This is a genomic window from Citrobacter sp. RHB20-C16 (genome assembly GCF_013890155.1).
Lineage (GTDB): Bacteria > Pseudomonadota > Gammaproteobacteria > Enterobacterales > Enterobacteriaceae > Citrobacter_A > Citrobacter_A amalonaticus.
Genome location: NZ_CP057630.1, coordinates 3,516,735 through 3,542,027, shown reverse-complemented (window position 1 = coordinate 3,542,027; position 25,293 = coordinate 3,516,735). Strand labels below are relative to the sequence as shown.

Annotated in this window: 21 protein-coding genes; 15 read left to right on the top strand and 6 right to left on the bottom strand. The window is 55.7% G+C overall.

Annotation, left to right across the window (positions count from 1 at the left end):
* Positions 1-3 precede the first annotated feature (3 nt).
* From HVX64_RS16990 to HVX64_RS16975, 4 genes are all read right to left on the bottom strand, one after another.
* Positions 4-957: an ABC transporter permease gene (locus HVX64_RS16990; protein WP_042999810.1), complete on the bottom strand. Its 954-nt coding sequence runs from the start codon at positions 955-957 to the stop codon at positions 4-6.
* Position 958: 1 nt separating this feature from the next.
* On the bottom strand, positions 959-1,948 hold the full coding sequence (locus tag HVX64_RS16985; protein WP_044253103.1) for an ABC transporter permease: 990 nt from the start codon (positions 1,946-1,948) through the stop codon (positions 959-961).
* On the bottom strand, positions 1,941-3,449 hold the full coding sequence (locus HVX64_RS16980; RefSeq protein ID WP_044253100.1) for a sugar ABC transporter ATP-binding protein: 1,509 nt from the start codon (positions 3,447-3,449) through the stop codon (positions 1,941-1,943). The genes HVX64_RS16985 and HVX64_RS16980 overlap by 8 nt, the downstream gene beginning before the upstream one ends.
* Positions 3,450-3,552: 103 nt before the next feature.
* Positions 3,553-4,536: an autoinducer 2 ABC transporter substrate-binding protein gene (locus HVX64_RS16975; RefSeq protein ID WP_042999813.1), complete on the bottom strand. Its 984-nt coding sequence runs from the start codon at positions 4,534-4,536 to the stop codon at positions 3,553-3,555.
* 419 nt (positions 4,537-4,955) lie between these two features.
* Here HVX64_RS16975 and HVX64_RS16970 point away from each other — a divergent pair, with 419 nt between their 5' ends.
* Together HVX64_RS16970 and HVX64_RS16965 are read left to right on the top strand one after the other, a co-directional pair.
* Positions 4,956-5,594 (top strand): DUF1007 family protein, encoded by a 639-nt coding sequence (locus HVX64_RS16970; RefSeq protein ID WP_228530483.1) that lies wholly within the window; start codon positions 4,956-4,958, stop codon positions 5,592-5,594.
* Positions 5,585-6,565, top strand: coding sequence for a nickel/cobalt transporter (locus HVX64_RS16965; protein WP_044253094.1), 981 nt, complete (start codon positions 5,585-5,587; stop codon positions 6,563-6,565). The genes HVX64_RS16970 and HVX64_RS16965 overlap by 10 nt, the downstream gene beginning before the upstream one ends.
* 83 nt (positions 6,566-6,648) lie before the next feature.
* On the opposite strand, the gene suhB is transcribed toward HVX64_RS16965, so the two are convergent.
* A complete protein-coding gene (suhB, locus tag HVX64_RS16960) occupies positions 6,649-7,452 on the bottom strand; it encodes an inositol-1-monophosphatase (RefSeq protein WP_042999816.1) in 804 nt (267 codons plus the stop codon).
* A 118-nt stretch (positions 7,453-7,570) separates the two neighbouring features.
* On the opposite strand from suhB, the gene trmJ reads away from it, so the two are divergent.
* The 11 genes from trmJ (at position 7,571) to sseB (ending at position 16,400) form a co-directional block, all read left to right on the top strand.
* The gene (gene trmJ, locus HVX64_RS16955) at positions 7,571-8,302 is read left to right on the top strand and encodes a tRNA (cytosine(32)/uridine(32)-2'-O)-methyltransferase TrmJ (RefSeq protein WP_042999817.1); all 732 of its coding nucleotides are present in this window, start codon (positions 7,571-7,573) and stop codon (positions 8,300-8,302) included.
* A 173-nt stretch (positions 8,303-8,475) separates the two neighbouring features.
* Complete coding sequence (gene iscR, locus HVX64_RS16950; RefSeq protein ID WP_042317591.1) at positions 8,476-8,967, top strand: Fe-S cluster assembly transcriptional regulator IscR; 492 nt, start codon at positions 8,476-8,478, stop codon at positions 8,965-8,967.
* Positions 8,968-9,202: 235 nt separating this feature from the next.
* Positions 9,203-10,417 (top strand): cysteine desulfurase, encoded by a 1,215-nt coding sequence (iscS, locus tag HVX64_RS16945; RefSeq protein ID WP_042999818.1) that lies wholly within the window; start codon positions 9,203-9,205, stop codon positions 10,415-10,417.
* Between the two features lie 25 nt (positions 10,418-10,442).
* Positions 10,443-10,829, top strand: coding sequence for a Fe-S cluster assembly scaffold IscU (iscU, locus tag HVX64_RS16940; RefSeq protein ID WP_002913991.1), 387 nt, complete (start codon positions 10,443-10,445; stop codon positions 10,827-10,829).
* 19 nt (positions 10,830-10,848) lie between these two features.
* A complete protein-coding gene (gene iscA, locus HVX64_RS16935; protein ID WP_003037681.1) occupies positions 10,849-11,172 on the top strand; it encodes an iron-sulfur cluster assembly protein IscA in 324 nt (107 codons plus the stop codon).
* 76 nt (positions 11,173-11,248) lie between these two features.
* On the top strand, positions 11,249-11,764 hold the full coding sequence (gene hscB / locus HVX64_RS16930) for a co-chaperone HscB (protein ID WP_042999820.1): 516 nt from the start codon (positions 11,249-11,251) through the stop codon (positions 11,762-11,764).
* Positions 11,765-11,779: 15 nt separating this feature from the next.
* A complete protein-coding gene (gene hscA, locus HVX64_RS16925) occupies positions 11,780-13,630 on the top strand; it encodes a Fe-S protein assembly chaperone HscA (protein ID WP_044253086.1) in 1,851 nt (616 codons plus the stop codon).
* Between the two features lies 1 nt (position 13,631).
* Positions 13,632-13,967, top strand: coding sequence for an ISC system 2Fe-2S type ferredoxin (gene fdx / locus HVX64_RS16920; RefSeq protein WP_042999822.1), 336 nt, complete (start codon positions 13,632-13,634; stop codon positions 13,965-13,967).
* An 11-nt stretch (positions 13,968-13,978) separates the two neighbouring features.
* A complete protein-coding gene (gene iscX / locus HVX64_RS16915) occupies positions 13,979-14,179 on the top strand; it encodes a Fe-S cluster assembly protein IscX (RefSeq protein WP_042999823.1) in 201 nt (66 codons plus the stop codon).
* Positions 14,180-14,232: 53 nt separating this feature from the next.
* The gene (pepB, locus tag HVX64_RS16910; RefSeq protein WP_044253083.1) at positions 14,233-15,516 is read left to right on the top strand and encodes an aminopeptidase PepB; all 1,284 of its coding nucleotides are present in this window, start codon (positions 14,233-14,235) and stop codon (positions 15,514-15,516) included.
* 107 nt (positions 15,517-15,623) lie between these two features.
* A complete protein-coding gene (gene sseB, locus HVX64_RS16905) occupies positions 15,624-16,400 on the top strand; it encodes an enhanced serine sensitivity protein SseB (protein ID WP_042999825.1) in 777 nt (258 codons plus the stop codon).
* Between the two features lie 508 nt (positions 16,401-16,908).
* On the opposite strand, the gene sseA is transcribed toward sseB, so the two are convergent.
* Complete coding sequence (gene sseA / locus HVX64_RS16900; RefSeq protein WP_044253079.1) at positions 16,909-17,760, bottom strand: 3-mercaptopyruvate sulfurtransferase; 852 nt, start codon at positions 17,758-17,760, stop codon at positions 16,909-16,911.
* Positions 17,761-17,968: 208 nt separating this feature from the next.
* Here sseA and HVX64_RS16895 point away from each other — a divergent pair, with 208 nt between their 5' ends.
* Entirely contained in the window at positions 17,969-22,912 is a 4,944-nt protein-coding gene (locus HVX64_RS16895; protein WP_181825065.1) for an alpha-2-macroglobulin, read from the top strand.
* Positions 22,913-25,225, top strand: a complete 2,313-nt coding sequence (gene pbpC / locus HVX64_RS16890; RefSeq protein WP_044253074.1) for a peptidoglycan glycosyltransferase PbpC — start codon at positions 22,913-22,915, stop codon at positions 25,223-25,225.
* The last annotated feature ends 68 nt before the right edge of the window (positions 25,226-25,293 follow it).

Sequence of the window (25,293 nt, the reverse complement as noted above, 5' to 3'; positions counted from 1 at the left end):
AAATCAGGCTCTACGATTCTGTAATGCGATAAAGAGGATGAGTACCGCGCCCCAAAGCGCCATCGTCAGATAGCTACTGATCCCCAGCAAGTTAAAGCCGCTTTCCAGCATTTGCAGCACAATCAGCGCCAGCACCAGGCCGATGATACGGCCAAATCCGCCGTCCGGATTGATGCCGCCCAGCACCGAGGCGAGAATAGTGACCAGCAGATAAGACTCACCGTATCCGGCCTTCGCCGAGTTGAATTTCGCCATCATTAAGATTGCGGCCACCCAGCCGAGCAGGGCGGAAATGACGTAGACGGAAATCTGCACCCGAACGGTATTCACGCCGCTGTAGCGGGTCGCCTGTTCGTTGGATCCCATCAGATAAAGACTACGCCCGAGCGTGGTGTGTTCCAGCAATACCCACAGCAGCACCGCAACCACGATGAACAGCAGCAGAGCCACGGGAATACCTGCGAGGGTGGCGTTGCCGAGGTACTGAATTGCCGCCGGAAAGCCAGAAATCACCGTGCCGTTAGAGAGCAAAATGTTCAGCCCGGAGATCAGCGTCATGGTGCCGAGCGTGGCGAGGATCGGTGACACGCCAACCCAGGCGATCAGCGCGCCGTTCAGTGTCCCTATCGCCACGGCGACCGCTGCACCGGCCAGCAGCGCCAGTGCGAGGAACAACGGGTTGTCCGGATGGCTGACGATGACCGCCGCCATCACCAGCGAACAGGCGTTGGCACCGGCAATAATCGACAGGTTAATGCCGCCCGTCAGCATGGTCATCCCCATTCCCAGCGCCAGCATGCCGAGGATCGGTAACTGTGAGCCGATGGACTGGAAGTTTGCGACGCTGAAAAAGCGAGTGCCCAACAGCGCTGAGAAGACGACGGCGACGACGATAATAATCACGCACTGCAGGCGGATGATGGCATCACCGGGTAATACTCTTGCGAACGCTTTCATCTCAAAGCTCCCTTGCCAGTTTGCGTTTTTCGTTCCACGCGGTGGCGCTGATGCTGACCAGGATAATGATGCCGCTGAAAACGGTGTGCCAGTACGAGGAGACGCTGAGTAGCGTCAGACCGTTTTGCAAAAAGGCCAGCAGAATCACCCCCAGCAGCGTTCCGGTCAATGTGCCCCGACCGCCGCTCATGCTGGTGCCGCCGAGCACCACCGCCGCCAGCACCGTCAGCTCAAAACCGAGCAGCGAGTTTGGCGCTACGGACTGGGTGATCTGCGCCTGCACGACGGCGGCGACGCCGGCCAGAATACCCATGTAGCCGTAGACATAGAAATGCAGTTTCAACAGATTCAGCCCGAGGCGGGAGGCGGCGTCACGGTTACCGCCCATCGCGTAAATCTGGCGACCGAGACGGGTGTAGTTCATCAGGATAGCGGTGAAGACGATCACTGCCGCCAGACACAGTAACGGCAGGGTAATACCGTAGTCATAGCCATCTGCTGCGGTGAACGAGAACCAGTTGATACCGTTCATGAACCAGTCCGGGAAGCCGTACAGCCAGGTGCCTTTGGTGGCGTAAACCAGCAGACCGTAATAGACGTTAAGCGTGGCGATGGTGATGATGATAGCGGGCACGCGCAGCCAGTAGACCAGGAAGCCGTTAATCAGCCCGAGCAATAACCCGACGGCGATGGCGATGGTCAGCGCCAGCAGAAAGTTGCCGCCGTGGGCGATCACCCAGCTTGCCATCGCGTACTGCGCTATCGCCGTCATCGCCGGGAACGAAATATCGATTCCGCCGGAGATCAGCACGACAAACAGCCCGCAGGCGAGAATACCGAGAATGGCGTAGCTGGTGGCGACGTCCGTCAGATTACCGAGTGACAGGAACTCGTCAGTGCTGACGCTCAGCCCAACGGCAAGCGCAATCACCAGCAGGCCCAGCCAGAATTCATGGTGCCCGATTAAACGGGAGAGATGAAAGTTATTCATGGATGACCTCGACCACCTCTGCAATGTCTTCTTCACGACAGCGATGCGGATTAAACTCGGCAACCAGCTTTCCGCGACGCATGACCAGTACGCGGTGGCTGTTGTAATACGCTTCCGGGATCTCATCGCAAATCATCAGCACCGCCATGCCTTGTTCCGCTAGATTGCGGGCGATCTGGTAGATCCCCTCTTTGTTGGCGATATCAACCCCCACCGTTGGGGAGTCCAGGATCAGGATATGCGGTTGGGTCGCCACCCATTTGGCGATGGCGATACGCTGGGCGTTGCCGCCGGAGAGCGTTTTGACCGGCAACTGCGGATCGGAAACTTTAATGTTCAGTTCACGGATCAGGTCGGCGACCAGCGTTTTGGCTTTACCGTGATCGAGCAGGCCGCTGCGGGTATGCAGTTTGTCAAAGACCGTGACAATCGTGTTGTCGTAGATCGACTGTTCCATGATCAGCCCCTGGGTCAGGCGATCTTCCGAGACATAGCCGATCCCGTGTCTGATAGCGTCATGGTTGTTGCGCAGTTGAATCGGTTTCCCGTTAATGCGAATTTCCCCGCTGTCCGGATGCGTCATGCCAAACAGACTCAGGCAGAGCTCGGTGCGGCCCGCGCCAAGCAGGCCGACAATTGACACGATCTCACCGCTGCGCAGCGACAGGTTGATGTCCTGATATTTTCCTTTTCGGCTCAGGTTGCGCAGTTCCAGCATTGGCTCCTGCTCAACCGGCGGTTTTTCCGGCAGCGGACTGTAGTGGAAGCGTTGACCGGTCATCAGGAATGCCAGTTCATGGCTGTCGAGTTCGCTGGCGGGATACGTCCCCACCAGTTTGCCGTCGCGCATTACGCTGATGCGGTCCGCCACTTCCATCACCTCATCGAGACGGTGGCTGACGAACACCACGCAAATCCCGTCGGCTTTCAGTTCGTTGACCACGCGCAGCAGGCCGTTGACCTCCTGGCGCGTCAGGGAAGCGGTGGGTTCGTCCATAATCACCAGACGCGCGTCGGCGGCAATGGCGCGACAAATCGCGACGAGCTGACGGTCGGCAATGGAGAGTTTTTCCACTTTTTTATCGGGATCGATGCTGACGCCAATCCGCTTCATTGCCGCCAGCGCCTGTTGCTTCATCGTACCGCGCCGCACCCAAATGTCGCCGCCGGGCAGGTAGCGGTTGACGGCAATATTCTCCGCCACGCTGAAGTTAGGAAAGAGGGATAAATCCTGATAGATAACCTGGATGCCGTAATGCGAAGAGAGCTGTGGTGACAACTGGTGAAACAGTTTGCCATCCAGCAGGATCTGCGCTCCTTTTTCCGGCTGATAGACTCCGGAAATCACTTTAATAATGGTGCTTTTACCGCAACCGTTCTGTCCTGCCAGACAGTGAACTTCGCCTTTTTTCAGCGTCAGATTCACATTATCCAGCGCCAGCACGCCCGGGAATTGCTTGCTGATATTCTCAAGAGTGATAAATGCGGTGGTGTCTGTCATGGACAATACCCCTGCGAGCGCCCTGACGGGCGCAGAGTGTTAAGCCTGTTGATAGCGCCGACCAGACGGTCGGCGTTAGGTTTCCCTGGTGGTGGCTGGAGCCTTAGAAACCGAGTGATTGCGCGTTGTCTTTGGTGACTTCGAGGATCTTGTTAAAGCGGATCACTTTCTTCTCCATGTCGACATCGGCTTTCCCTAATCCTTCAATGGTCAGATCTGGCGTGACCTCTTTGCCCTGCAGCAACTGATCTGCCACGGTCACCAGCGCGTAGCCGGCATCTTTTGGATCCCACAGCATCGCTTTTTTGATGTCGCCACGCATCAGATAAGGCGCTGCCTGTGCGGGCATTGCAATCCCCACCACGGCAATTTTATCTTTCGCGCGTTTTTTCTGTACTGCCTGACCGGCACCAATCGGACCCAGCGAACCGAAGCCAATGATGCCCTTCATCTGCGGATAGGTTTTCATCAGGTCCAGCGTCGTGGAGTAGGATTTGTCGATGCTCTCAGCCACCGGCAGACGAGTGGTGACTTCAAACATCTCCGGGTATTTTTCTTTCTGGTACTTGATGGCGTAATCGGCCCAGGCGTTGTGCAACGGCACGGTCAGCGAGCCGACGTAAATGGCATAGCCGCCTTTCCCGCCCATATCCTTCGCCAGCTCGTCAACGTTAGCCTGCGCGTACTTCTCGCTGTCGATCGTTTCGATATCCCACTGGCCGATTTGCTGATCTGGCGATTCGTGAGTCAGGACGACAATACCCTTATCGCGCGCTTTTTTAAGCACGGGCTCAAGCACCTTGGCGTCATTAGGTACCACAATGATCGCGTTAACGTTCTTGGCAATGAGATCTTCAATCACTTTTACCTGCTGAGCCGGATCCGGTGTGGAAGGGCCAGTCTGGTAAGCATTCACATCCAGTTTCTTCGCGGCTTCATTCACGCCGGTTTCCATACGGTTAAACCACGGAATACCGGTGACTTTAGCAACCACAGCGATTTCATATTTTTCTGCCGCAAAGGACGGGCCGGACAACATGCATGCAGAAACCAGGGTTGCACTGAGTAATGCGAGTTTGAATTTCATAGTTGTACCTTTTGTAGGGACCGGGGCATGTCACGAACAGGAGGTTATCAACGAAGGGAAGAGGTAATGAATCTCAAGTTTCATAAATGTGATAAATGCCCATTTTTGTTAATTTATGGGTGTTTTATGGTTAAATTATAGTTAATTTGAGCGATTGAAATGCTTTTTTGGTTAATTTAATTGTTAATAATTATCGAAAAATGCTTATTTGTTTTTATAATTCATTATCAAATTGGCTATTGCACACAGAAAATAACCGCAGCAGGCGTACCGCCCTCAGCGACGAAATCGCAAATCTGAGAACTGAATCGAGTCCAGAAATCAGCGCCCAACATTCCTCATTTCAATGTTATTCTCACGGACAATCCTGCCACGACGATCGTGACTCGCGTGGCCCGTCCTGTTTTTGTGGGGAGTTGATACCATTCATGATACGCGGCGCTTTGCTGGTATTACTCGCATTTTTGACGTCTACGGTGAGTGCACATCCTCACAGTTTTATTCGTCTGAAAACGGAAGTGATCGGCGATAACGGGACTTTTGTGGCGCTGAAGATGCGCTGGACAATGGATGAACTGACCTCTGCCGATCTGCTTTATGATGCGGGCGACGCTCAACCGGGTTCTGAAATCTGGAAGAAGCTGGCGGCGGAAGTGATGGCGAATGTGCTGGGACAGCATTACTTTACCGAAATGTGGCATAACGGGCAGCGCGTTAAATTTAAGAACCGCCCCACGGAATATAGCATGGAGCGTGTTGAGCATCAGGCCGTGCTCACCTTTGTGCTGCCGCTTGCCGAACCGCAACCATTGAGCGGGCAGCGTTACACCTTCTCGACCTTTGATCCCTCTTATTATGTCGATATGAGCTACGAAGAAGATAACGATGTAACGCTATCGTCGGCGTTGCGTGAGCAATGTGAAATCGCCGTGAACACACCGACGCCGAGCGAAGAATCGCTCAGCTTTGCCCAGTCGCTGGATAAAGAAGACGCGCCTCCGGAGGATATGGAACTGGGGAAACAATTTGCACAGACGGTGACGGTCTCATGTCAGTAATATCCACAACCCGCATTCGCGCACGGCGTTGGCTGTCGCTGTGGCCGCTGGCGCTGTTTTTGCTGATTGCAGCGATCGGTGGTGTCTGGCTGTGGTACGCCTGGCCGCAGGTGATGATCAAAAGTATTGTCTGGCAGCGGGAGGTGAATCAGCAGATGAGCGTATTGCTGAAGGCCGTTGCCGCCAGTCCAGCCCAGGCGGGTGGGTCATTGCTGCTGTTTAGCTTTTTATATGGTGTGCTGCACGCACTGGGACCGGGGCATGGAAAGGTCGTGATCACCACCTGGCTGGCGACCCATCCTTCAAAGCTTAAGTCGAGCATCGGGCTGACGCTGGCTTCTTCGTTATTGCAGGGGCTGGTGGCAATCGGGCTGGTCGTGGTCGTGCTCAGCATACTGCAACTGCCGGCGAGACAGTTACATCTGAGCGGTTTCTGGCTGGAGAAGGGGAGCTATGCGCTGGTGGGGATTCTGGGCGTTTTGCTCTGCTGGCGGGCGCTGAAGAAACTGCATGCGCTGCTGCGCAAACCCAGGTTTGTCGCCTTCACGCCACACCATGTGCACCATGAAAACTGTGGCTGCGGGCATCAGCACATACCGAATCCGGAGCAGATCCACCACGATGATGACTGGCGCGCGCGGCTAATGATTATTCTGTCGATGGGGATGCGTCCCTGTTCCGGGGCGATCATGGTACTGCTGTTCAGCAAAGTCATCGGCGTCTTTGGCTGGGGAATAGTTTCGGCGCTGGCAATGGCGGCGGGAACGTCGCTGACGATTACCTCTCTGGCGCTGCTGGTGCACAGTTTTCGTACGCTGGCAGTCAGGTTGAGCAGCAATCATGCACCGGTACTATGGCGGCAGGTCGGTTGGTTAACGCTGGCGTTAGCCGGTGGCGCAATATTAGTGGTGGCAGCAGGAGTGATGTGGGTGAGTGCGGTGCCAATGGGAAGGGGATTAAGACCGTTTTGATTTTGCCGGATGGCGTTAGCGCTTATTTGGCCTACTGTTCGTGTAGGCCCGGTAAGCGTTAGCGCCACCGGGCAGTACTGAGATTAACGCTTCAGCGCGTCGCTCAGTTCGTCACGCATATTCGCCAGCATCGCTTTAACCACGCGCGGGTTACCCGCCACGATGTTGCCGGTCGTCATGTAGTTGTGACCACCGGTAAAGTCGCAGACCAGGGCGCCAGCTTCACGGGCGATCAGTTCACCCGCGGCGAAATCCCACGGACGCAGACCAATTTCGAAATAACCGTCAACGCGCGCAGCGGCAACATAGGCCAGATCCAGCGCAGCAGAACCGGTGCGACGGAAGTCAGCACACTCGGTAAACATTTTGCCGAGGATATTCATGTAAGAGGTGGCGTGCTGTTTGGCTTTGAACGGGAAGCCGGTCGCGATAATAGTGCCGTCCAGGTCACGCGCATTGCTGCCGCGCAGACGGTAACCATTCAGCTGTGCGCCCTGACCGCGAGTTGCGGTGAACAGTTCATTACGCATCGGATCGTAAACCACGGCGACTTCAGTGCGGCCTTTAATACGTACGGCGATGGAAACCGCGAAGTGCGGCAGACGTTTTACGAAGTTGGTGGTGCCATCCAGTGGATCGATAACCCATTGAACATCCTGATCGGTACCTTCATGTTCACCGCTTTCTTCGGTGATGATGGTGTGCTGCGGGTAAGATTTGCGGATCGTTTCGATAATAATCGCTTCAGCGGCTTTATCGACGTTGGTCACGAAATCATTGCTGCCTTTCTGGCTGGTTTCTACTGAGTCAGGCGTTTCGTAGTGTTTGGCAATTACATTACCCGCCTTGCGCGCTGCGCGCACGGCGATGGTCAGCATCGGATGCATCGGTCTCTCTCACTGGATGTTAAAGAACGGGAAAACGGCGCAGAGTATAGCAGCGAGATCGGAATATGTCTTCGATTTATGATAATATGGCTGAATAATCTTTAGCTGAAGAAAGACAATGCTGCAAAATATTCGAATCGTGCTGGTGGAAACGTCTCACACCGGCAATATGGGCTCTGTTGCCCGCGCCATGAAAACAATGGGGTTAACCAACCTGTGGCTGGTGAACCCGCTCGTGAAACCTGATTCCCAGGCTATCGCCCTGGCGGCAGGGGCCAGTGATGTGATCGGCAACGCGCAGATCGTCGATACCCTCGATGAAGCGCTGGCCGGATGTAGCCTGGTGGTCGGGACCAGCGCACGTTCGCGTACGCTGCCGTGGCCGATGCTTGACCCGCGCGAATGCGGTTTAAAAAGCGTAGCGGAAGCGGCAAATACCCCCGTGGCGCTGGTGTTTGGTCGTGAACGCGTTGGGCTGACCAATGACGAGCTGCAAAAATGCCATTACCATGTCGCGATTGCGGCGAACCCGGAATACAGTTCGCTGAACCTGGCAATGGCGGTACAGGTCATCGCGTATGAAGTGCGCATGGCCTGGCTGGCGACGCAGCAAAATCCTGATGCGGTCGTGCATGAAGAAGCACCGTACCCGCTGGTAGACGATCTGGAGCGGTTTTACGGTCACCTTGAGCAGACGTTGCTGTCAACGGGGTTTATCCGTGAAAACCATCCGGGACAAGTGATGAACAAGTTGCGCCGTCTGTTTACGCGTGCGCGTCCGGAGAGCCAGGAGCTGAATATTCTGCGTGGAATGCTTGCTTCTATTGAGCAGCAGAATAAAGACAAGTAAGTGCAAGCCATCCGGCAAAGCAAAATGGCACTGAAGGTTAAATACCTGACTAAAACAGTCAAGTAAATAGTTGACTGATTTAGTCGGGAATGTCAGACTTGGCCCTGCTATGCAATACCCCCATTTTACAATAAAAAACCCCGGGCAGGGGCGAGTTTGAGGCTAAGTAAGACATGAGACTGACATCTAAAGGGCGTTATGCCGTGACCGCAATGTTGGACGTTGCGCTCAACTCCGAAGCGGGCCCGGTACCGTTGGCTGATATTTCTGAACGTCAGGGAATTTCCCTTTCTTATCTGGAACAGCTGTTCTCCCGTTTGCGTAAAAATGGTCTGGTGTCCAGCGTACGTGGGCCAGGCGGTGGTTATCTGCTGGGTAAAGATGCCGGCAGTATTGCAGTCGGTGAAGTGATTAGCGCTGTTGACGAGTCGGTAGATGCGACACGTTGTCAGGGCAAAGGCGGTTGTCAGGGCGGCGATAAATGCCTGACCCACGCGCTGTGGCGCGATCTGAGCGACCGTCTGACCGGTTTCCTCAACAACATTACGTTAGGTGAACTGGTGAATAACCAGGAAGTCCTGGATGTGTCTGGTCGCCAGCACAGCCACGACGCTCCACGCACAAATCGTGCACAAGACGCGATTGACGTTAAGTTACGCGCTTAATTTAACCGTCCTGTTTCGGGTTGCATCTGCGTTGGCTGCACATGTTCACCCCGCTTACTTTTGTAAGCTCTCGGGGATTCGCATGTTTACCGCCTTGCTAAACGCGAAACAGTTAGGTTAACGATAAGAAGATTTTCGAGTCAGGCCGGAGCGTTTGCGCTCCGTTAACACGGTCGTACATCCAGCCGGTTGCCTGACTCCTTGCATTGAAGCGATGTACGGAGTTTATAGAGCAATGAAATTACCGATTTATCTCGACTACTCCGCAACCACGCCGGTGGACCCGCGTGTTGCCGAGAAAATGATGCAGTTCCTGACACTGGACGGAACCTTTGGTAACCCGGCCTCCCGTTCACACCGTTTCGGCTGGCAGGCTGAAGAGGCGGTTGATATCGCCCGTAATCAGATTGCCGATCTGGTGGGTGCCGATCCGCGTGAAATCGTCTTTACTTCCGGTGCGACTGAATCCGACAACCTGGCGATCAAAGGTGCAGCCAACTTTTATCAGAAAAAAGGCAAGCACATTATCACCAGTAAAACCGAGCACAAAGCGGTACTGGATACCTGCCGTCAGTTGGAGCGTGAAGGGTTTGAAGTGACCTACCTGGCGCCGCAGAGCAACGGGATTATCGATCTCAAAGAACTGGAAGCGGCGATGCGTGACGACACCATCCTGGTTTCCATCATGCACGTGAATAACGAAATCGGCGTGGTACAGGATATCGCGACTATCGGCGAAATGTGCCGTGCTCGCGGCATCATCTATCATGTTGACGCCACCCAGAGCGTGGGCAAACTGCCTATCGATCTGAGCCAGTTGAAAGTTGACCTGATGTCCTTCTCCGGTCACAAAATTTATGGCCCGAAAGGGATCGGCGCGCTGTACGTTCGTCGTAAACCGCGTATTCGCATTGAGGCACAGATGCACGGCGGCGGTCACGAGCGTGGCATGCGTTCCGGTACGCTGCCTGTCCACCAGATCGTCGGTATGGGCGAAGCCTATCGCATCGCGAAAGAAGAGATGGAAACCGAGATGGCGCGTCTGCGCGGTCTGCGTAACCGTCTGTGGAACGGCGTGAAAGATATGGAAGAAGTCTACCTGAACGGTGACCTTGAGCAGGGCGCACCAAACATCCTCAACGTCAGCTTTAACTACGTTGAAGGCGAGTCGCTGATCATGGCGCTGAAAGACCTCGCGGTCTCTTCCGGTTCTGCCTGTACCTCTGCGAGCCTCGAGCCTTCCTACGTGCTGCGCGCACTGGGAATGACCGACGAGCTGGCACATAGCTCTATTCGTTTCTCTTTAGGTCGTTTTACTACCGAAGAAGAGATTGATTACACCATCGAACTGGTTCGTAAATCTATCGGCCGTCTGCGTGACCTTTCTCCGCTGTGGGAAATGCACAAGCAGGGCGTGGATCTGAACAGCATCGAATGGTCACATCATTAATCGGTACCGATAAGGAGAATTCATCATGGCTTACAGCGAAAAAGTAATCGATCATTACGAGAATCCACGTAACGTGGGCTCTTTTGACAACAGCGACGAGAACGTGGGTAGCGGCATGGTGGGTGCACCAGCCTGTGGCGACGTGATGAAGTTGCAGATCAAAGTTAACAATGAAGGTATCATTGAAGACGCGCGTTTCAAAACTTACGGCTGCGGTTCCGCTATCGCCTCCAGCTCCCTGGTTACCGAATGGGTGAAAGGGAAATCACTGGACGAAGCACAGGCGATCAAAAATACCGATATTGCCGATGAGCTTGAGCTGCCGCCAGTGAAAATTCACTGTTCTATTCTGGCAGAAGACGCGATCAAAGCCGCCATTGCGGACTACAAAAGCAAACGTGAAGCAAAATAAGAAGAGTTGAGGTTTTATTATGTCGATTACACTTAGCGACAGTGCAGCAGCGCGAGTAAATACCTTCCTGGCGAACCGTGGTAAAGGGTTTGGCCTGCGTCTGGGCGTGAGAACCTCCGGCTGCTCAGGTATGGCGTATGTACTGGAATTTGTTGATGAACCGGCGGCAGAAGACACCGTGTTTGAAGACAAAGGCGTTAAGGTTGTGGTCGACGGGAAAAGCCTGCAATTTCTGGACGGAACGCAGTTAGACTTCGTGAAAGAAGGTCTGAACGAAGGGTTCAAGTTCACAAACCCGAACGTGAAAGACGAGTGTGGTTGCGGCGAAAGCTTCCACGTGTAACGCGCGTCATCCGAAAACCCCGCCGTGGCCTTGCTACGTGTGGGGTTTGTTCTAACAGGCTACCCCTGAGAATGTTATGGACTACTTCACCCTCTTTGGCTTACCGGCCCGTTATCCGCTCGATATTCAGGCGCTGAGCCTTCGTTTTCAGGATCTGCAACGCCAGTATCACCCTGATAAATTTGCCAGCGGTACCCAGGCGGAACAGCTTGCTGCCGTCCAGCAATCTGCCACTATCAACCAGGCCTGGCAAACGCTGCGCCATCCCCTGATGCGCGCAGAATATCTGCTGTCGCTACACGGTTTTGATCTCAGCAACGAGCAGCACACGGTGCGCGATACCGCGTTCCTGATGGAACAACTGGAACTGCGTGAAGAACTCGATGAGATCGAACAGACGAAAGACGAGGCGCGGCTGGAACAGTTTATTCAGCGCGTGAAAAAGATGTTTGATAGCCGCCATCAGTTGATGGTGGAACAACTGGATAGCGAGACGTGGGACGCCGCGGCCGATACCGTGCGTAAACTGCGTTTTCTCGATAAACTGCGAAGCAGTGCAGAACAACTCGAAGAAAAACTGCTCGATTTTTAAACTTCGGAAGCAATTATGGCCTTATTACAAATTAGTGAGCCTGGTCTGAGCGCAGCGCCACACCAGCGTCGTCTGGCTGCGGGTATCGATCTCGGGACCACCAACTCTCTGGTCGCAACCGTGCGTAGCGGTCAGGCGGAAACGCTGGCCGATCACGACGGTCGTCATCTGCTGCCGTCCGTCGTTCACTATCAGCCGCAGGGCCACACGGTCGGCTATGATGCGCGCGCTAATGCCGCGCTGGATACTGCCAATACTATCAGTTCAGTGAAACGCATGATGGGACGTTCACTGGCGGATATTCAGACTCGCTACCCGCATCTGCCATACCGTTTCCAGGCAAGTGAAAATGGCTTGCCTATGATTGAAACGGCGGCGGGTTTGCTAAATCCGGTCCGTGTTTCAGCCGATATCCTGAAAGCGTTGGCGGCGAGAGCCTCTGAGTCGCTTTCCGGCGATTTGGATGGCGTGGTGATTACCGTACCGGCGTACTTTGACGATGCACAGCGTCAGGGGACCAAAGATGCCGCACGCCTGGCGGGCCTCCATGTGCTGCGCCTGCTCAATGAACCGACCGCTGCGGCGATTGCCTACGGTCTGGATTCCGGCAAAGAGGGCGTCATTGCAGTGTATGACCTCGGTGGCGGAACGTTTGATATTTCTATTCTGCGCCTGAGTCGCGGGGTGTTCGAAGTGTTGGCGACAGGCGGGGATTCCGCGCTTGGCGGCGATGACTTCGACCACCTGCTGGCGGATTACATCCGTGAACAGGCGGGAATTGCCGATCGCAGCGATAACCGCGTGCAGCGCGAACTGCTGGATGCCGCCATCGCGGCGAAAATCGCGCTCAGCGATACCGAGTCAGTCACGATTAACGTGGCGGGCTGGCAGGGCGAGATTACCCGCGAACAGTTTAATGAACTCATTTCCGCGCTGGTTAAGCGTACGCTGCTGGCCTGTCGTCGTGCCCTGAAAGATGCCGGCGTTGAGGCGCAAGAGGTGCTGGAAGTGGTGATGGTTGGCGGTTCCACGCGCGTACCGCTGGTGCGTGAACGTGTGGGCGAATTCTTCGGTCGCCCGCCGCTGACGTCAATCGACCCGGATAAAGTGGTGGCGATTGGCGCGGCAATCCAGGCGGATATTCTGGTTGGTAATAAACCGGACAGTGAAATGCTGCTGCTCGACGTGATCCCGCTGTCGCTGGGACTGGAAACGATGGGCGGCCTGGTGGAGAAGGTGATTCCGCGTAACACTACGATTCCGGTGGCGCGCGCGCAGGACTTTACTACCTTCAAAGACGGCCAGACCGCGATGTCTATCCACGTCATGCAGGGTGAACGTGAACTGGTGCAGGACTGCCGTTCGCTGGCGCGCTTTGCCCTGCGTGGTATTCCGGCGCTCCCGGCAGGCGGCGCGCATATTCGCGTGACCTTCCAGGTGGATGCTGACGGTCTGCTGAGCGTCACTGCGATGGAAAAATCCACCGGCGTTGAGGCTTCTATTCAGGTGAAACCGTCCTACGGTCTGACCGACAGCGAAATTGCCTCAATGATTCAGGATTCGATGAGCTTTGCCGAGCAGGACGTAAAAGCCCGTATGCTGGCAGAGCAGAAAGTCGAAGCGGCGCGCGTGCTGGAGAGTTTAACCGGCGCGCTGACCGCTGATGCCGCGCTGCTAAGCGCCGCAGAACGTCAATTGATCGACGATGCCGCCGCGCACCTGAGCGAAGTGGCGCTGGGCGATGATGTTGACGCTATCGAACAAGCCATTAAAAACGTAGACAAACAAACCCAGGAATTTGCCGCTCGCCGTATGGATCAGTCGGTCCGTAGCGCGCTGAAAGGCCATTCCGTGGACGAGGTTTAATATGCCAAAGATTGTTATTTTGCCTCATCAGGATCTCTGTCCGGATGGCGCAGTTCTGGAAGCTAAGACCGGTGAAACCATTCTTGACGTTGCGCTGCGCAACGGTATCGAGATTGAGCACGCCTGCGAAAAATCCTGTGCCTGTACGACCTGCCACTGCATTGTGCGTGAAGGTTTTGACTCCCTGCCGGAAAGCACGGAAGAAGAAGACGACATGCTGGATAAAGCCTGGGGACTGGAGCCGGAGAGCCGTTTAAGCTGTCAGGCTCGCGTAACCGGGGATGATTTGGTAGTCGAAATCCCACGTTACACAATCAATCATGCTCGTGAGCATTAACAGAGGGTAGTATGGGACTGAAGTGGACCGATAGCCGCGAAATCGGTGAAGCGCTGTACGATGCGTTCCCCGATCTCGATCCAAAGACCGTTCGTTTCACCGATCTTCATCAGTGGATCTGCGATCTTGAGGAATTTGATGACGACCCTGACGCATCCAATGAAAAAATTCTGGAGGCGATTCTGCTAGTCTGGTTAGATGAAGCAGAGTAAGTCACATAACGGGCTGCCATGAGGCGGCCCGTTTGCTAATAAGGATAAATAACATGACAGAAGCCATGAAAATTACGCTTTCCACACAACCTGCTGACGCACGCTGGGGTGAAAAAGCCACATACAGTATCAATAACGATGGTATTGCCCTGCACCTTAATGGGAAAGATGACCTGGGTCTTATTCAGCGCGCGGCACGTAAAATCGACGGCCTTGGCATCAAGCATGTGCAACTGGCAGGCGAGGGCTGGAATGCAGACCGCTGCTGGTCATTCTGGCAGGGCTACAAAGGGCCGAAAGGCAGCCGAAAAGTGGAATGGCCAGAGCTGGACGACGTACAGCGTCAGGAGCTGGATAACCGTCTGACCATCATTGACTGGGTGCGTGACACCATTAACGCACCGGCGGAAGAGCTGGGGCCAGAGCAACTGGCGCAGCGTGCCGTTGACCTGCTGTGCAGCGTGGCGTGCGATCACGTCTCTTACCGTATTACCAAAGGCGAAGATCTGCGTGAGCAGAACTATATGGGGCTGCATACTGTGGGGCGCGGCTCTGAACGTCCTCCGGTCCTGCTGGCGCTCGACTACAACCCGACAGGAGATAAAGAAGCCCCAGTTTTTGCTTGCCTGGTCGGGAAAGGGATCACCTTTGATTCCGGCGGTTACAGCATCAAGCAGAGTGCCTTTATGGACTCCATGAAGTCCGACATGGGCGGTGCCGCAACGGTAACCGGCGCGCTGGCGTTTGCGATCACGCGCGGTCTGAACAAACGCGTGAAACTGTACCTGTGCTGTGCGGATAACCTGATCAGCGGTAACGCGTTCAAGCTGGGCGATATCATCCACTATCGCAACGGTAAAAACGTCGAAGTGATGAATACCGACGCGGAAGGGCGTCTGGTGCTGGCGGATGGCCTGATTGACGCCAGCGCGCAGAAGCCAGAGCTGATCATTGATGCTGCGACGCTGACCGGAGCCGCGAAAACCGCGCTGGGTAACGACTACCACGCGCTGTTCAGCTTCGATGACCAACTGGCGAACCGTCTGCTGGCAAGCGCAGCCGAAGAAAACGAGGCGTTCTGGCGTCTGCCGCTGGCGGAATTCCACCGCAACCAGTTGCCGTCTAATTTTGCCGAGTTGAACAATACCGGCAGCGCGGCGTATCCGGCAGGGGCGAGCACAGCCGCAGGATTCCTGTCGCACTTTGTGGAAAACTACCAGCAGGGCTGGCTGCATATCGACTGTTCGGCAACCTATCGCAAAGCGCCGGTTGAGCAGTGGTCTGCCGGGGCGACCGGTTTGGGCGTGCGTACAATCGCGAATCTACTGACTGCCTGAAGGGTATTTTTGTAGGCCGGGTAAGCGAGGCGCTCCCCGGCATTTTGCCTGATGGCGACGTCATACGTCTTATCAGGCCTACAATCCATATATTATTTGTGATCTCTATGTCTGAAACAAAAAATGAATTAGAAACCCTGCTGGAGCAGGCGGCGACTGAACCCGCACACCGTCCGGCATTTTTCCGCACCCTGTTGGAATCCACTGTCTGGGTACCTGGTACTGCGGCAGACGGCGAAGCGATTGTCGAAGACAGCGCGCTCGATCTTCAGCATTGGGAAAAAGAAGATGGCACCACCGTTATCCCCTTTTTCACCTCGCTGGAAGCGTTGCAGCAGGCCGTCGAAGATGAGCAGGCGTTTGTGGTGATGCCAGTACGGACGCTGTTTGAAATGACGCTCGGCGAAACGCTGTTCCTCAACGCCAAATTGCCGACTGGTAAAGAGTTTATGCCTCGCGAAATCAGCCTGCTGATGGGGGAAGAGGGCAATCCACTGAGCACGCAGGAAGTGCTGGAAGGTGGGGAATCGCTGATTCTCTCCGAAGTGGCTGAACCACCAGCACAGATGATCGATTCGCTCACGACGCTGTTTAAGACCATCAAGCCGGTGAAGCGTGCGTTTCTCTGCTCAATTAAAGAGCGCGCGGACGCTGAGGCAAATCTGCTGATTGGTATTGAGGCCGATGGCGATATTGAGGAGATTATTCAGGCTGCGGGCAGTGTGGCAACTGATACGCTACCGGGCGATGAACCGATCGATATCTGTCAGGTGAAAAAAGGGGAGAAAGGGATCAGCCACTTTATCACCGAACACATCGCGCCGTTCTACGAACGCCGCTGGGGCGGGTTCCTGCGTGATTTCAAACAGAACCGAATTATTTAAGTGAAGGAAAGCCGCCCCGAAAGGCGGCATCCTCGTTTACCTGCCCTGGTCGCTGGTCTTTACGAGAACAGAATTACTGGGGTAACTCTGGTCTGCGTGAAGGCACAACACACCAGAAACAAGAAGCACGATACAGACGTACCGTATCTTCATTGTGCGGTCCATGCAAAGACCGCTTCACGACAGCACCACTGGCGATAATGCCGTGACAGCAAGCACTACGACATGCCTGCGCTAACGGCCAAGGGACATCCTTTTCTGAAGCCAGTGCCCGCTTGCGAGGCGGCGAAAAGGGCCGGGAAGAATGATACATCAACTTCCTAATAGTTTCCTGGCTAACTAACTTGACATTATCTTCCTTAAAAGAGAGTATTACCCCACTACGGCATGCCTGCATTGCTATGGCAACACAGCCAGCTGGAAAGGCCGCGAACCGGACCAGCACAAAAAAACCGCTCAAATGTTTGAGCGGTTTTTTTGTGGGCGAAGCTGACTAAGAAATCAGAATTTATTCAGCGTCAGCCGGTTCTACCGGTAAATCGGTACGCGATCCCCATTCACTCCACGCGCCGTCGTACAACGTGACGTCTGGCACGTCCAGCGTCGCAAGCGCCAGCACGACGATGGCTGCCGTCACGCCAGAACCACAACTGGCGATAATCGGACGATCAAAACTGACGCCGTGGCGAAAGAAGATGGCATCCAGTTCGTCGGTTGTTTTCAATTCGCCTTCCTGAACCAGTTCTGTCCACGGCACGTTTAAGGCGCCGGGTATATGACCGCGTCTGAGACCTGGACGCGGCTCGTCGACTTCAGCATTAAAACGTGCTGCCGGGCGGGCATCGACAATCTGTGCGCTTTTCTCATGGCTGGCGAGCAGGACGTCGGTGACGCGCACGACGGCTTCAGAGGTAAACGCTGCATCAAACTCACCTTCCGGGAGTTCGACGTTACCTTCCTGTAGCGGCAACTCATCACGTTGCCAGCCCGCCAGACCACCACCCAGAATGGACACGTTCTCCACGCCAAAGGTGCGCAGCATCCACCACGCGCGCGGGGCGGAGAACAGATTACCCTCGTCATACACGATCAGATGTTTATCCTGATGTACCCCCAGTTCACGCATCGCCACGGCGAAGCTTTCCGGGCGTGGCATCATATGCGGCAGAGGTGAAGTGTGGTCGGAGAGCGCTTCGATATCGAAAAACACCGCACCCGGGATATGTCCCGAGCGATACTCTTGCGCAACGTCGCGGTCTTCCTGTCCTGGCGGCGCCATGCGGGCGTCGATAATTTGAATCTGCGGATCGTCAATATGCTCGGCAAGCCAGTCGGCGGCGACAAAAAAGGCGGTAGTCATGGGGATCTCCATGTTTATCAGGTGTCCGGTAAATTGTCAGGCCTTTGCCGACAGGGGACAAGTAAAAGAGGCTGATTTGTCCGGTGATCCCACATTTCTTAATTAAATTCAGACAAGATGGGAGGGGAAAGAGACTTACACAAAGTGAAATCTCACGCATAATAACGATTCTACGTTGCTAACGGGCCATACAGGCCAGGGATGAAAAATGAAACACATACGCGTAGTCGCCTGCATGCTCATGCTGGCGCTGGCTGGGTGCGACAACAACGATAAAGCTCCGATAGCGGCAAAAAACGACGCTCCCGCCGCACAACCCGCGGCGGAAAAGAAAGCAGAAAAAGATACCGCGCAGTTGCAGAAACTGGCCCGAGAAAGCGAGGGCAAAGCGCTGACGCTGCTGGATGTCTCAGAGGTGCAACTGGACGGTGCATCGACGCTGGTGTTGACCTTTTCCATCCCGTTAGATCCTGAACAGGATTTTGCCCGTCTCGTCCACGTGGTGGATAAAAAAAGCGGCAAAGTCGATGGCGCATGGGAACTGTCGCCGAATCTGAAAGAGCTGCGTTTACGCCACCTGGAACCGAATCGTGACCTGCTGGTGACCATTGAGCGCGATCTCAGGGCGCTGAACAACGCGACCTTCGAAATCAACTATGAGAAAAGCCTCACCACGCGTGATATTCAACCCAGCGTGGGTTTTGCCAGCCGTGGTTCACTGCTGCCGGGGAAAGTGGTGGAAGGGCTGCCCGTGATGGCGCTCAACGTGAACAACGTAGACGTTAACTTTTTCCGCGTGAAACCTGAATCGCTGGCGGCCTTTGTCAGTCAGTGGGAGTACCGGAATTCGATGTCCAACTGGGAGTCCGACAATCTGCTGAAAATGGCGGATTTGGTCTATACCGGTCGCTTTGATCTCAATCCTGCGCGTAACACCCGCGAAAAACTTCTTCTGCCGCTGAGCGAGATTAAGCCGTTGCAGCAGGCGGGTGTCTACGTCGCGGTGATGACCAAAGCCGGGCAGTACGAGTACAGCAACGCCGCAACGTTGTTCACGCTCAGCGACGTCGGCGTATCGGCACATCGCTATCAGAACCGGCTCGATGTGTTTACGCAAAGTCTGGAGAATGGTGCCGCGCAGCAGGGGGTAGATGTCGCTTTGCTGGATGAAAAAGGACAGACCCTGGCGAAAGCGACCAGCGATGCGAAAGGCCATGTACAGCTTGAAAATCACCAGAATGCCGCGCTGTTGCTGGCGCGTAAAGAGGGGCAAACCACGCTGCTGGATCTGAAACTCCCGGCGCTGGATTTAGCAGAGTTCGACATCGCGGGGGATCCCGGCTACAGCAAACAGTTCTTTATGTTTGGCCCGCGCGATCTCTACCGTCCTGGCGAGACGGTGATCCTCAACGGTCTGCTGCGTGACAGCGACGGCAAGACGCTGCCCGATCAGCCAGTGAAACTGGAGGTCGTTAAACCGGACGGCCAGGTGATTCGTACTGTCGTCAGTCAACCGGATAACGGGTTGTATCACTTTACTTATCCGCTGGACAGCGGTGCGCCAACCGGAATGTGGCACATTCGCGCCAACACGGGCGATAACCAAAGCCAGATGTGGGATTTCCACGTTGAAGATTTCATGCCGGAGCGAATGGCGTTGAATCTCACCAGCCAGGAAACGCCTTTGTCGCCGTCTGATAAGGTGACGTTCTCGGTGGTGGGCTACTACCTCTACGGCGCCCCGGCGAATGGCAATGCGCTGCAAGGGCAGCTGTACCTGCGCCCACTGCGTGATGCCGTGCCGTCACTGCCCGGCTTCCAGTTTGGCAATATTGCCGAGGAGAACCTGTCGCGCAGTCTCGATGAAGTCCAACTGACGCTGGATGAAACCGGGCGTGGTGACATCAGCACCAATAGCGAGTGGCGTGAGACCCACTCACCGTTGCAGGTGATCTTGCAGGCCAGCCTGCTGGAGTCCGGTGGTCGTCCTGTTACGCGTCGCGCTGAGCAGGCGATCTGGCCGGCAGACACATTACCGGGTATCCGCCCGCAATTTGCCGTTAAAGCGGTATATGACTACCGCACCGATACTACGGTGAATCAGCCGATTGTTGATGAAGACAGCAACGCCGCTTTTGACATTGTCTATGTCGATGCCCAGGGAGAGAAGAAAGCGGTCTCCGGCTTACAGGTGCGTTTGATTCGTGAGCGTCGCGACTATTACTGGGACTGGCTGGAAAGCGAAGGCTGGCAGTCGCGCTTTGATCAAAAAGATCTGGTGGAAGGTGAGCAGACGCTGGATCTGAAAGCCGATGAAACCGGCAAAGTGACATTCCCGGTCGAATGGGGTGCCTACCGACTGGAAGTGAAAGCGCCAAACGATGCGATCAGTAGCGTCCGTTTCTGGGCAGGTTACAGTTGGCAGGATAACAGTGATGGCAGCGGGGCGGCTCGGCCGGATCGCGTGACATTGAAGCTGGACAAACCGGCCTATCGTCCGGGCGACACCATGAAGCTACATATTGCAGCACCGGCGGCGGGGAAAGGCTATGCGATGGTAGAATCCAGTGAAGGTCCGCTGTGGTGGCAGGAAATTGATGTCCCGGCACAGGGGCTGGAGCTCTCCATTCCGGTCGATAAATCATGGAATCGCCACGATCTCTACCTGAGCACGCTGGTGGTGCGTCCGGGAGATAAATCTCGTTCTGCAACGCCGAAACGTGCCGTAGGCTTGCTGCATTTACCGCTGGGAGACGAAAACCGACGTCTGGAGCTGGCGCTGGAAAGCCCGGCTAAAATGCGTCCGAACCAGCCGTTGACCGTGAAGATCAAGGCCAGCAGTAAAAACGGCGAGACGCCAAAACAGGTTAACGTCCTGGTGTCGGCAGTGGATAGCGGCGTGTTGAACATTACCGATTACGTTACGCCGGATCCGTGGCAGGCCTTCTTTGGACAAAAACGCTACGGCGCGGATATTTATGACATTTATGGTCAGGTGATTGAGGCCCAGGGGCGTCTGGCCGCACTGCGCTTTGGCGGTGATGGCGATGAACTGAAGCGCGGCGGTAAACCGCCGGTCAACCATGTAAATATCGTGGCGCAGCAGGCGCAACCGGTCACGCTCAATGAGCAGAGTGAAGGCAGTGTGACGCTACCGATTGGCGATTTTAACGGCGAGCTGCGCGTGATGGCGCAGGCGTGGACGGCGGATGACTTTGGCAGCAATGAAAGCAAAACTATTGTCGCCGCCCCGGTCATTGCTGAGCTGAATATGCCGCGCTTTATGGCCGGTGGCGATACCTCGCGACTGGTGCTGGACGTGACCAACCTTACCGATCGACCACAGTCACTGAACGTGACGCTGGCCGCCAGCGGACTGATCGAACTGGTCAGCGACCAGCCTGCGCAGGTCAATCTGGAGCCGGGCGTGCGCACGACCTTGTTTGTTCCTGTTCGTGCAAAAGAAGGATTTGGTGATGGTGAGCTGCAGGCGACGTTAAGTGGATTGAACGTGCCGGGAGAAGACATCGGACCGCAGCAAAAGCAGTGGAAAATTGGCGTACGTCCGGCATTCCCGGCGCAAACAGTCAATAACGGCGTGATGCTGCAACCGGGGGAAAGCTGGACCCTTCCTGAAGAAGGGGTGATGAACTTCTCGCCGGTGACGGTACAGGGCCAACTGTTGCTCAGTGGTAAACCGCCGTTAAATCTGGCGCGCTATATTCGTGAACTGAAGGCGTATCCATACGGCTGTCTGGAACAAACCACCAGTGGCCTGTTCCCGTCGCTTTATACCAATGCCGCGCAGCTACAAGCGCTGGGCATCACGGGTGATACCGACGAGAAGCGTCGTGCGGCAATCGAAACCGGGATTGCCCGCCTGTTACAAATGCAGCGTGATAACGGTGGTTTCGCGCTGTGGGACAAAAATGGTCCGGAAGAGTACTGGCTGACCGCCTATGCGATGGATTTCCTGGTTCGGGCGGGTGAGCAGGGCTATAGCGTTCCAGCGGCGGGGATCAATCAGGGCAATGCGCGCCTGCTGCGATACCTGCAGGATCCGGGAATGATGTCGATTCGCTACTCCAGCGATACGCAGGCAAGCAAATTTGCCGTGCAGGCTTATGCCGCGCTGGTCCTGGCGCGGCAGCAAAAAGCCCCACTTGGCGCGCTGCGCGAGATCTGGGAACGGCGCAGTCAGGCGGCATCCGGCTTACCGCTGCTGCAATTAGGTATAGCGTTGAAAACGATGGGGGACGCGAAACGGAGTGACGATGCGGTTGCGCTGGCGCTCTCCACCCCGCGTCACGATGAACGTCAGTGGCTGGCTGATTACGGTAGTCCGCTTCGCGATAACGCCCTGATGCTGGCGCTGCTGGAAGAGAATAACCTTAAGCCGGACGTCCAGAACTCGCTGCTGAACACGCTCTCTGAACAAGCGTTTAGTCAGCGCTGGCTGTCAACGCAAGAGAATAATGCGCTGTTCCTGGCAGCCCGTTCGCTGCAGGATCTACCCGGTACCTGGCAGGCGCAGACTTCTCTTGCGGAGCAACCGCTGACGGGCGATAAAGCACAAACCCGTAATCTGGATGCCGATCAACTTGCGGCGTTGCAGGTGACGAATAACGGTGCTCAACCGATGTGGTTGCGCCTGGACGTGAGCGGCTATCCACAATCGGCTCCGGCACCTGCCAGCAATGTGCTGCAGATTGAGCGTCATATTCTGGGCAGTGACGGGCAGAGCAAATCGCTGGATTCCCTGCGTAGTGGTGAACTTGTTCTGGTCTGGCTGGAAGTGAAAGCCAGTCAGGATGTACCGGATGCGTTGGTGGTGGATCTGCTGCCAGCCGGGCTGGAACTGGAAAACCAGAATCTGGCAAACGGTAGCGCCAGCTTGCAGGACAGCGGCAGCGAGGTGCAAAACCTGCTCAATCAAATGCAGCAGGCAGATATTCAGCACGTTGAGTTTCGGGATGACCGCTTTGTTGCCGCCGTGGCCGTGAATAGTGGACAGCCGGTGACGCTGGTCTATCTGGCGCGAGCGGTGACGCCGGGAACCTATCAGGTGCCGATGCCCATGGTAGAATCGATGTATGTTCCACAATGGCGGGCGACCGGTGTAGCCGGGGACATTCTGATTGTTAAGCCGTAAATGGGGCGATTAACCGGCAAACGCGGCGGTTGGCTTTGGCTGACCGCCGCGTCTGTTTTACTCGTTTGCGCCGTCTGGGTGGCAGATAAAATCTGGCCGCTGCCTTTACGTGAGGTCAATCCGGCGCGGGTGGTCGTGGCCCATGACGGAACGCCGCTGTGGCGGTTTGCTGACGCGGATGGCATCTGGCGCTATCCGGTAACGCCTGAAGAGGTCTCTCCGCGTTATCTTGAGGCGCTCATTAACTACGAAGACCGCTGGTTCTGGAAACATCCGGGGGTAAACCCTCTCTCCATACTTCGTGCCGCCTGGCAGGATCTCTCCTCCGGACGAGTGATTTCTGGCGGCAGTACGCTGACCATGCAGGTAGCGCGATTACTCGATCCACATCCCCGCACTTTAGGCGGTAAGTTTCGCCAGCTCTGGCGCGCTCTGCAGCTCGAATGGCATCTCTCAAAACGCGACATCCTGACGCTGTACCTCAATCGTGCGCCGTTTGGCGGCACGTTGCAGGGAATTGGCGCGGCCAGTTGGGCCTATCTCGGAAAACCTCCGTCACAGCTCAGTTACTCTGAAGCTGCGTTACTGGCGGTATTACCGCAGGCACCGAGTCGACTGCGCCCTGATCGCTGGCCGGATCGGGCAGAAGCTGCGCGCAACAAAGTGCTTGAGCGGATGGCAATGCAGGGGATTTGGTCGCCGCACCAGGTGGAGGAATCACGTGAAGAGCCGGTCTGGCTGACGCCTCGCCAGATGCCGCAACTGGCACCGCTGTTCTCGCGGATGATGTTGGGTAAAAATCAAGGCGACAAAATTGTCACCACCCTGGATGCCGGGCTGCAACGACAGCTGGAAGAACTGGCACAAAACTGGAAGGGCAGGCTGCCAGCGCGAAGTTCGCTGGCGATGATCGTCGTCGATCACACTGACATGAGCGTGCGTGGCTGGGTCGGTTCGGTCGATCTGAATGATGCCACGCGTTTCGGTCATGTGGATATGGTCAAGGCGATTCGATCGCCCGGTTCCGTGCTTAAGCCTTTTGTCTATGGGCTGGCGCTGGATGATGGATTAATCCACCCGGCGTCTTTATTGCAGGATGTACCGCGCCGTAGTGGGGATTATCGTCCAGGTAATTTTGACAGCGGTTTTCATGGCCCTGTCAGTATGAGCGAAGCGCTGGTGCGCTCGCTGAATTTACCTGCGGTACAGGTGCTTGAGGCCTACGGTCCGAAGCGTTTTGCCGCACAATTACGTAATAGTGGACTGCCGCTGTACTTGCCTGCGGGCGCGACTCCTAATTTGTCGCTTATTTTGGGGGGCGCAGGCGCGCGGCTTGAGGATATGGTCGCGGCGTACAGCGCTTTTGCTCGCCACGGCAAAGCGGGAAAATTGCGTTTGCAGCCGGGCGATCCCCTTGTCGAACGCAGACTGATGTCGCCCGGTGCGGCGTGGATCATCCGGCGTATTTTGGCCGATGAAGCGCAGCCGCTGCCGGATAGCGCGCTTCCCCGGGTGGCCCCGTTGGCATGGAAAACGGGCACCAGCTATGGCTATCGCGATGCGTGGGCGATTGGCCTCAATGCTCGCTATGTCATCGGTATCTGGACGGGCAGACCGGACGGTACGCCCGTTGCCGGACAGTTCGGTTATGCCAGTGCAATCCCGCTGCTCAATCAGGTAAACAACCTGCTCTTAGCCCGTGGCGCCTCGCTGCCGGAAGATCCGCGCCCGCAGTCGGTCACCCGTGGCGTTGTGTGCTGGCCTGGCGGGCAGTCTCTTCCCCCTGGTGACAGCAATTGTCGGCGTCGTCTGGCCACCTGGCTGCTGGAAGACGTGCAGCCGCCCACGCTGTTGCTGCCGGAGCAGGAAGGGGTGAGCGGTATTCGTTTCCCGATCTGGCTGGATAAGGCAGGCCGACGCGTTGCCGCAGATTGTCCGCAGGCGCAAGAACAAATGCTGATTGTCTGGCCGTTGCCGCTTGAACCGTGGTTGCCCGCCGCTGAGCGTCGCCGTGCGCGCTTGCCGTTATCCTCAACGGTGTGTCCGCCGCACGGGCAGGATCCCGCATTACCACTGTTGCTGTCTGGCGTGCGTGATGGCGCAATCGTCAGACGTTTACCGGGGGCTACAGAGGCGAGCGTAACGCTTCAGAGCAGCGGCGGCACAGGAGAGCGCTGGTGGTTCCTTAATGGCGAACCGCTACAAGAACGTGGGCGCGGTGTCACGTTACGTCTGCGCGAAAAAGGTGACTATCAGCTACTGGCGATGGATGAGAGCGGGCAGGTTGCGACGGTGAGGTTTACGTTGCAGTAGACCAGGTTGACACTTTTTGTTGCTAATGCTCATCTTATTTTAAAAAAATGTTACCTTCATCCATATGC

What these genes read in the sequence shown, in the direction of transcription:
- HVX64_RS16990 (WP_042999810.1), bottom strand. Translation starts at nt 957, where the DNA reads ATGAAAGCGTTCGCAAGAGTATTACCCGGTGATGCCATCATCCGCCTG.
- HVX64_RS16985 (WP_044253103.1), bottom strand. Translation starts at nt 1,948, where the DNA reads ATGAATAACTTTCATCTCTCCCGTTTAATCGGGCACCATGAATTCTGG.
- HVX64_RS16980 (WP_044253100.1), bottom strand. Translation starts at nt 3,449, where the DNA reads ATGACAGACACCACCGCATTTATCACTCTTGAGAATATCAGCAAGCAA.
- HVX64_RS16975 (WP_042999813.1), bottom strand. Translation starts at nt 4,536, where the DNA reads ATGAAATTCAAACTCGCATTACTCAGTGCAACCCTGGTTTCTGCATGC.
- HVX64_RS16965 (WP_044253094.1), top strand. Translation starts at nt 5,585, where the DNA reads ATGTCAGTAATATCCACAACCCGCATTCGCGCACGGCGTTGGCTGTCG.
- suhB (WP_042999816.1), bottom strand. Translation starts at nt 7,452, where the DNA reads ATGCATCCGATGCTGACCATCGCCGTGCGCGCAGCGCGCAAGGCGGGT.
- trmJ (WP_042999817.1), top strand. Translation starts at nt 7,571, where the DNA reads ATGCTGCAAAATATTCGAATCGTGCTGGTGGAAACGTCTCACACCGGC.
- iscR (WP_042317591.1), top strand. Translation starts at nt 8,476, where the DNA reads ATGAGACTGACATCTAAAGGGCGTTATGCCGTGACCGCAATGTTGGAC.
- iscS (WP_042999818.1), top strand. Translation starts at nt 9,203, where the DNA reads ATGAAATTACCGATTTATCTCGACTACTCCGCAACCACGCCGGTGGAC.
- iscU (WP_002913991.1), top strand. Translation starts at nt 10,443, where the DNA reads ATGGCTTACAGCGAAAAAGTAATCGATCATTACGAGAATCCACGTAAC.
- iscA (WP_003037681.1), top strand. Translation starts at nt 10,849, where the DNA reads ATGTCGATTACACTTAGCGACAGTGCAGCAGCGCGAGTAAATACCTTC.
- hscB (WP_042999820.1), top strand. Translation starts at nt 11,249, where the DNA reads ATGGACTACTTCACCCTCTTTGGCTTACCGGCCCGTTATCCGCTCGAT.
- hscA (WP_044253086.1), top strand. Translation starts at nt 11,780, where the DNA reads ATGGCCTTATTACAAATTAGTGAGCCTGGTCTGAGCGCAGCGCCACAC.
- fdx (WP_042999822.1), top strand. Translation starts at nt 13,632, where the DNA reads ATGCCAAAGATTGTTATTTTGCCTCATCAGGATCTCTGTCCGGATGGC.
- iscX (WP_042999823.1), top strand. Translation starts at nt 13,979, where the DNA reads ATGGGACTGAAGTGGACCGATAGCCGCGAAATCGGTGAAGCGCTGTAC.
- pepB (WP_044253083.1), top strand. Translation starts at nt 14,233, where the DNA reads ATGACAGAAGCCATGAAAATTACGCTTTCCACACAACCTGCTGACGCA.
- sseB (WP_042999825.1), top strand. Translation starts at nt 15,624, where the DNA reads ATGTCTGAAACAAAAAATGAATTAGAAACCCTGCTGGAGCAGGCGGCG.
- sseA (WP_044253079.1), bottom strand. Translation starts at nt 17,760, where the DNA reads ATGACTACCGCCTTTTTTGTCGCCGCCGACTGGCTTGCCGAGCATATT.
- HVX64_RS16895 (WP_181825065.1), top strand. Translation starts at nt 17,969, where the DNA reads ATGAAACACATACGCGTAGTCGCCTGCATGCTCATGCTGGCGCTGGCT.
- pbpC (WP_044253074.1), top strand. Translation starts at nt 22,913, where the DNA reads ATGGGGCGATTAACCGGCAAACGCGGCGGTTGGCTTTGGCTGACCGCC.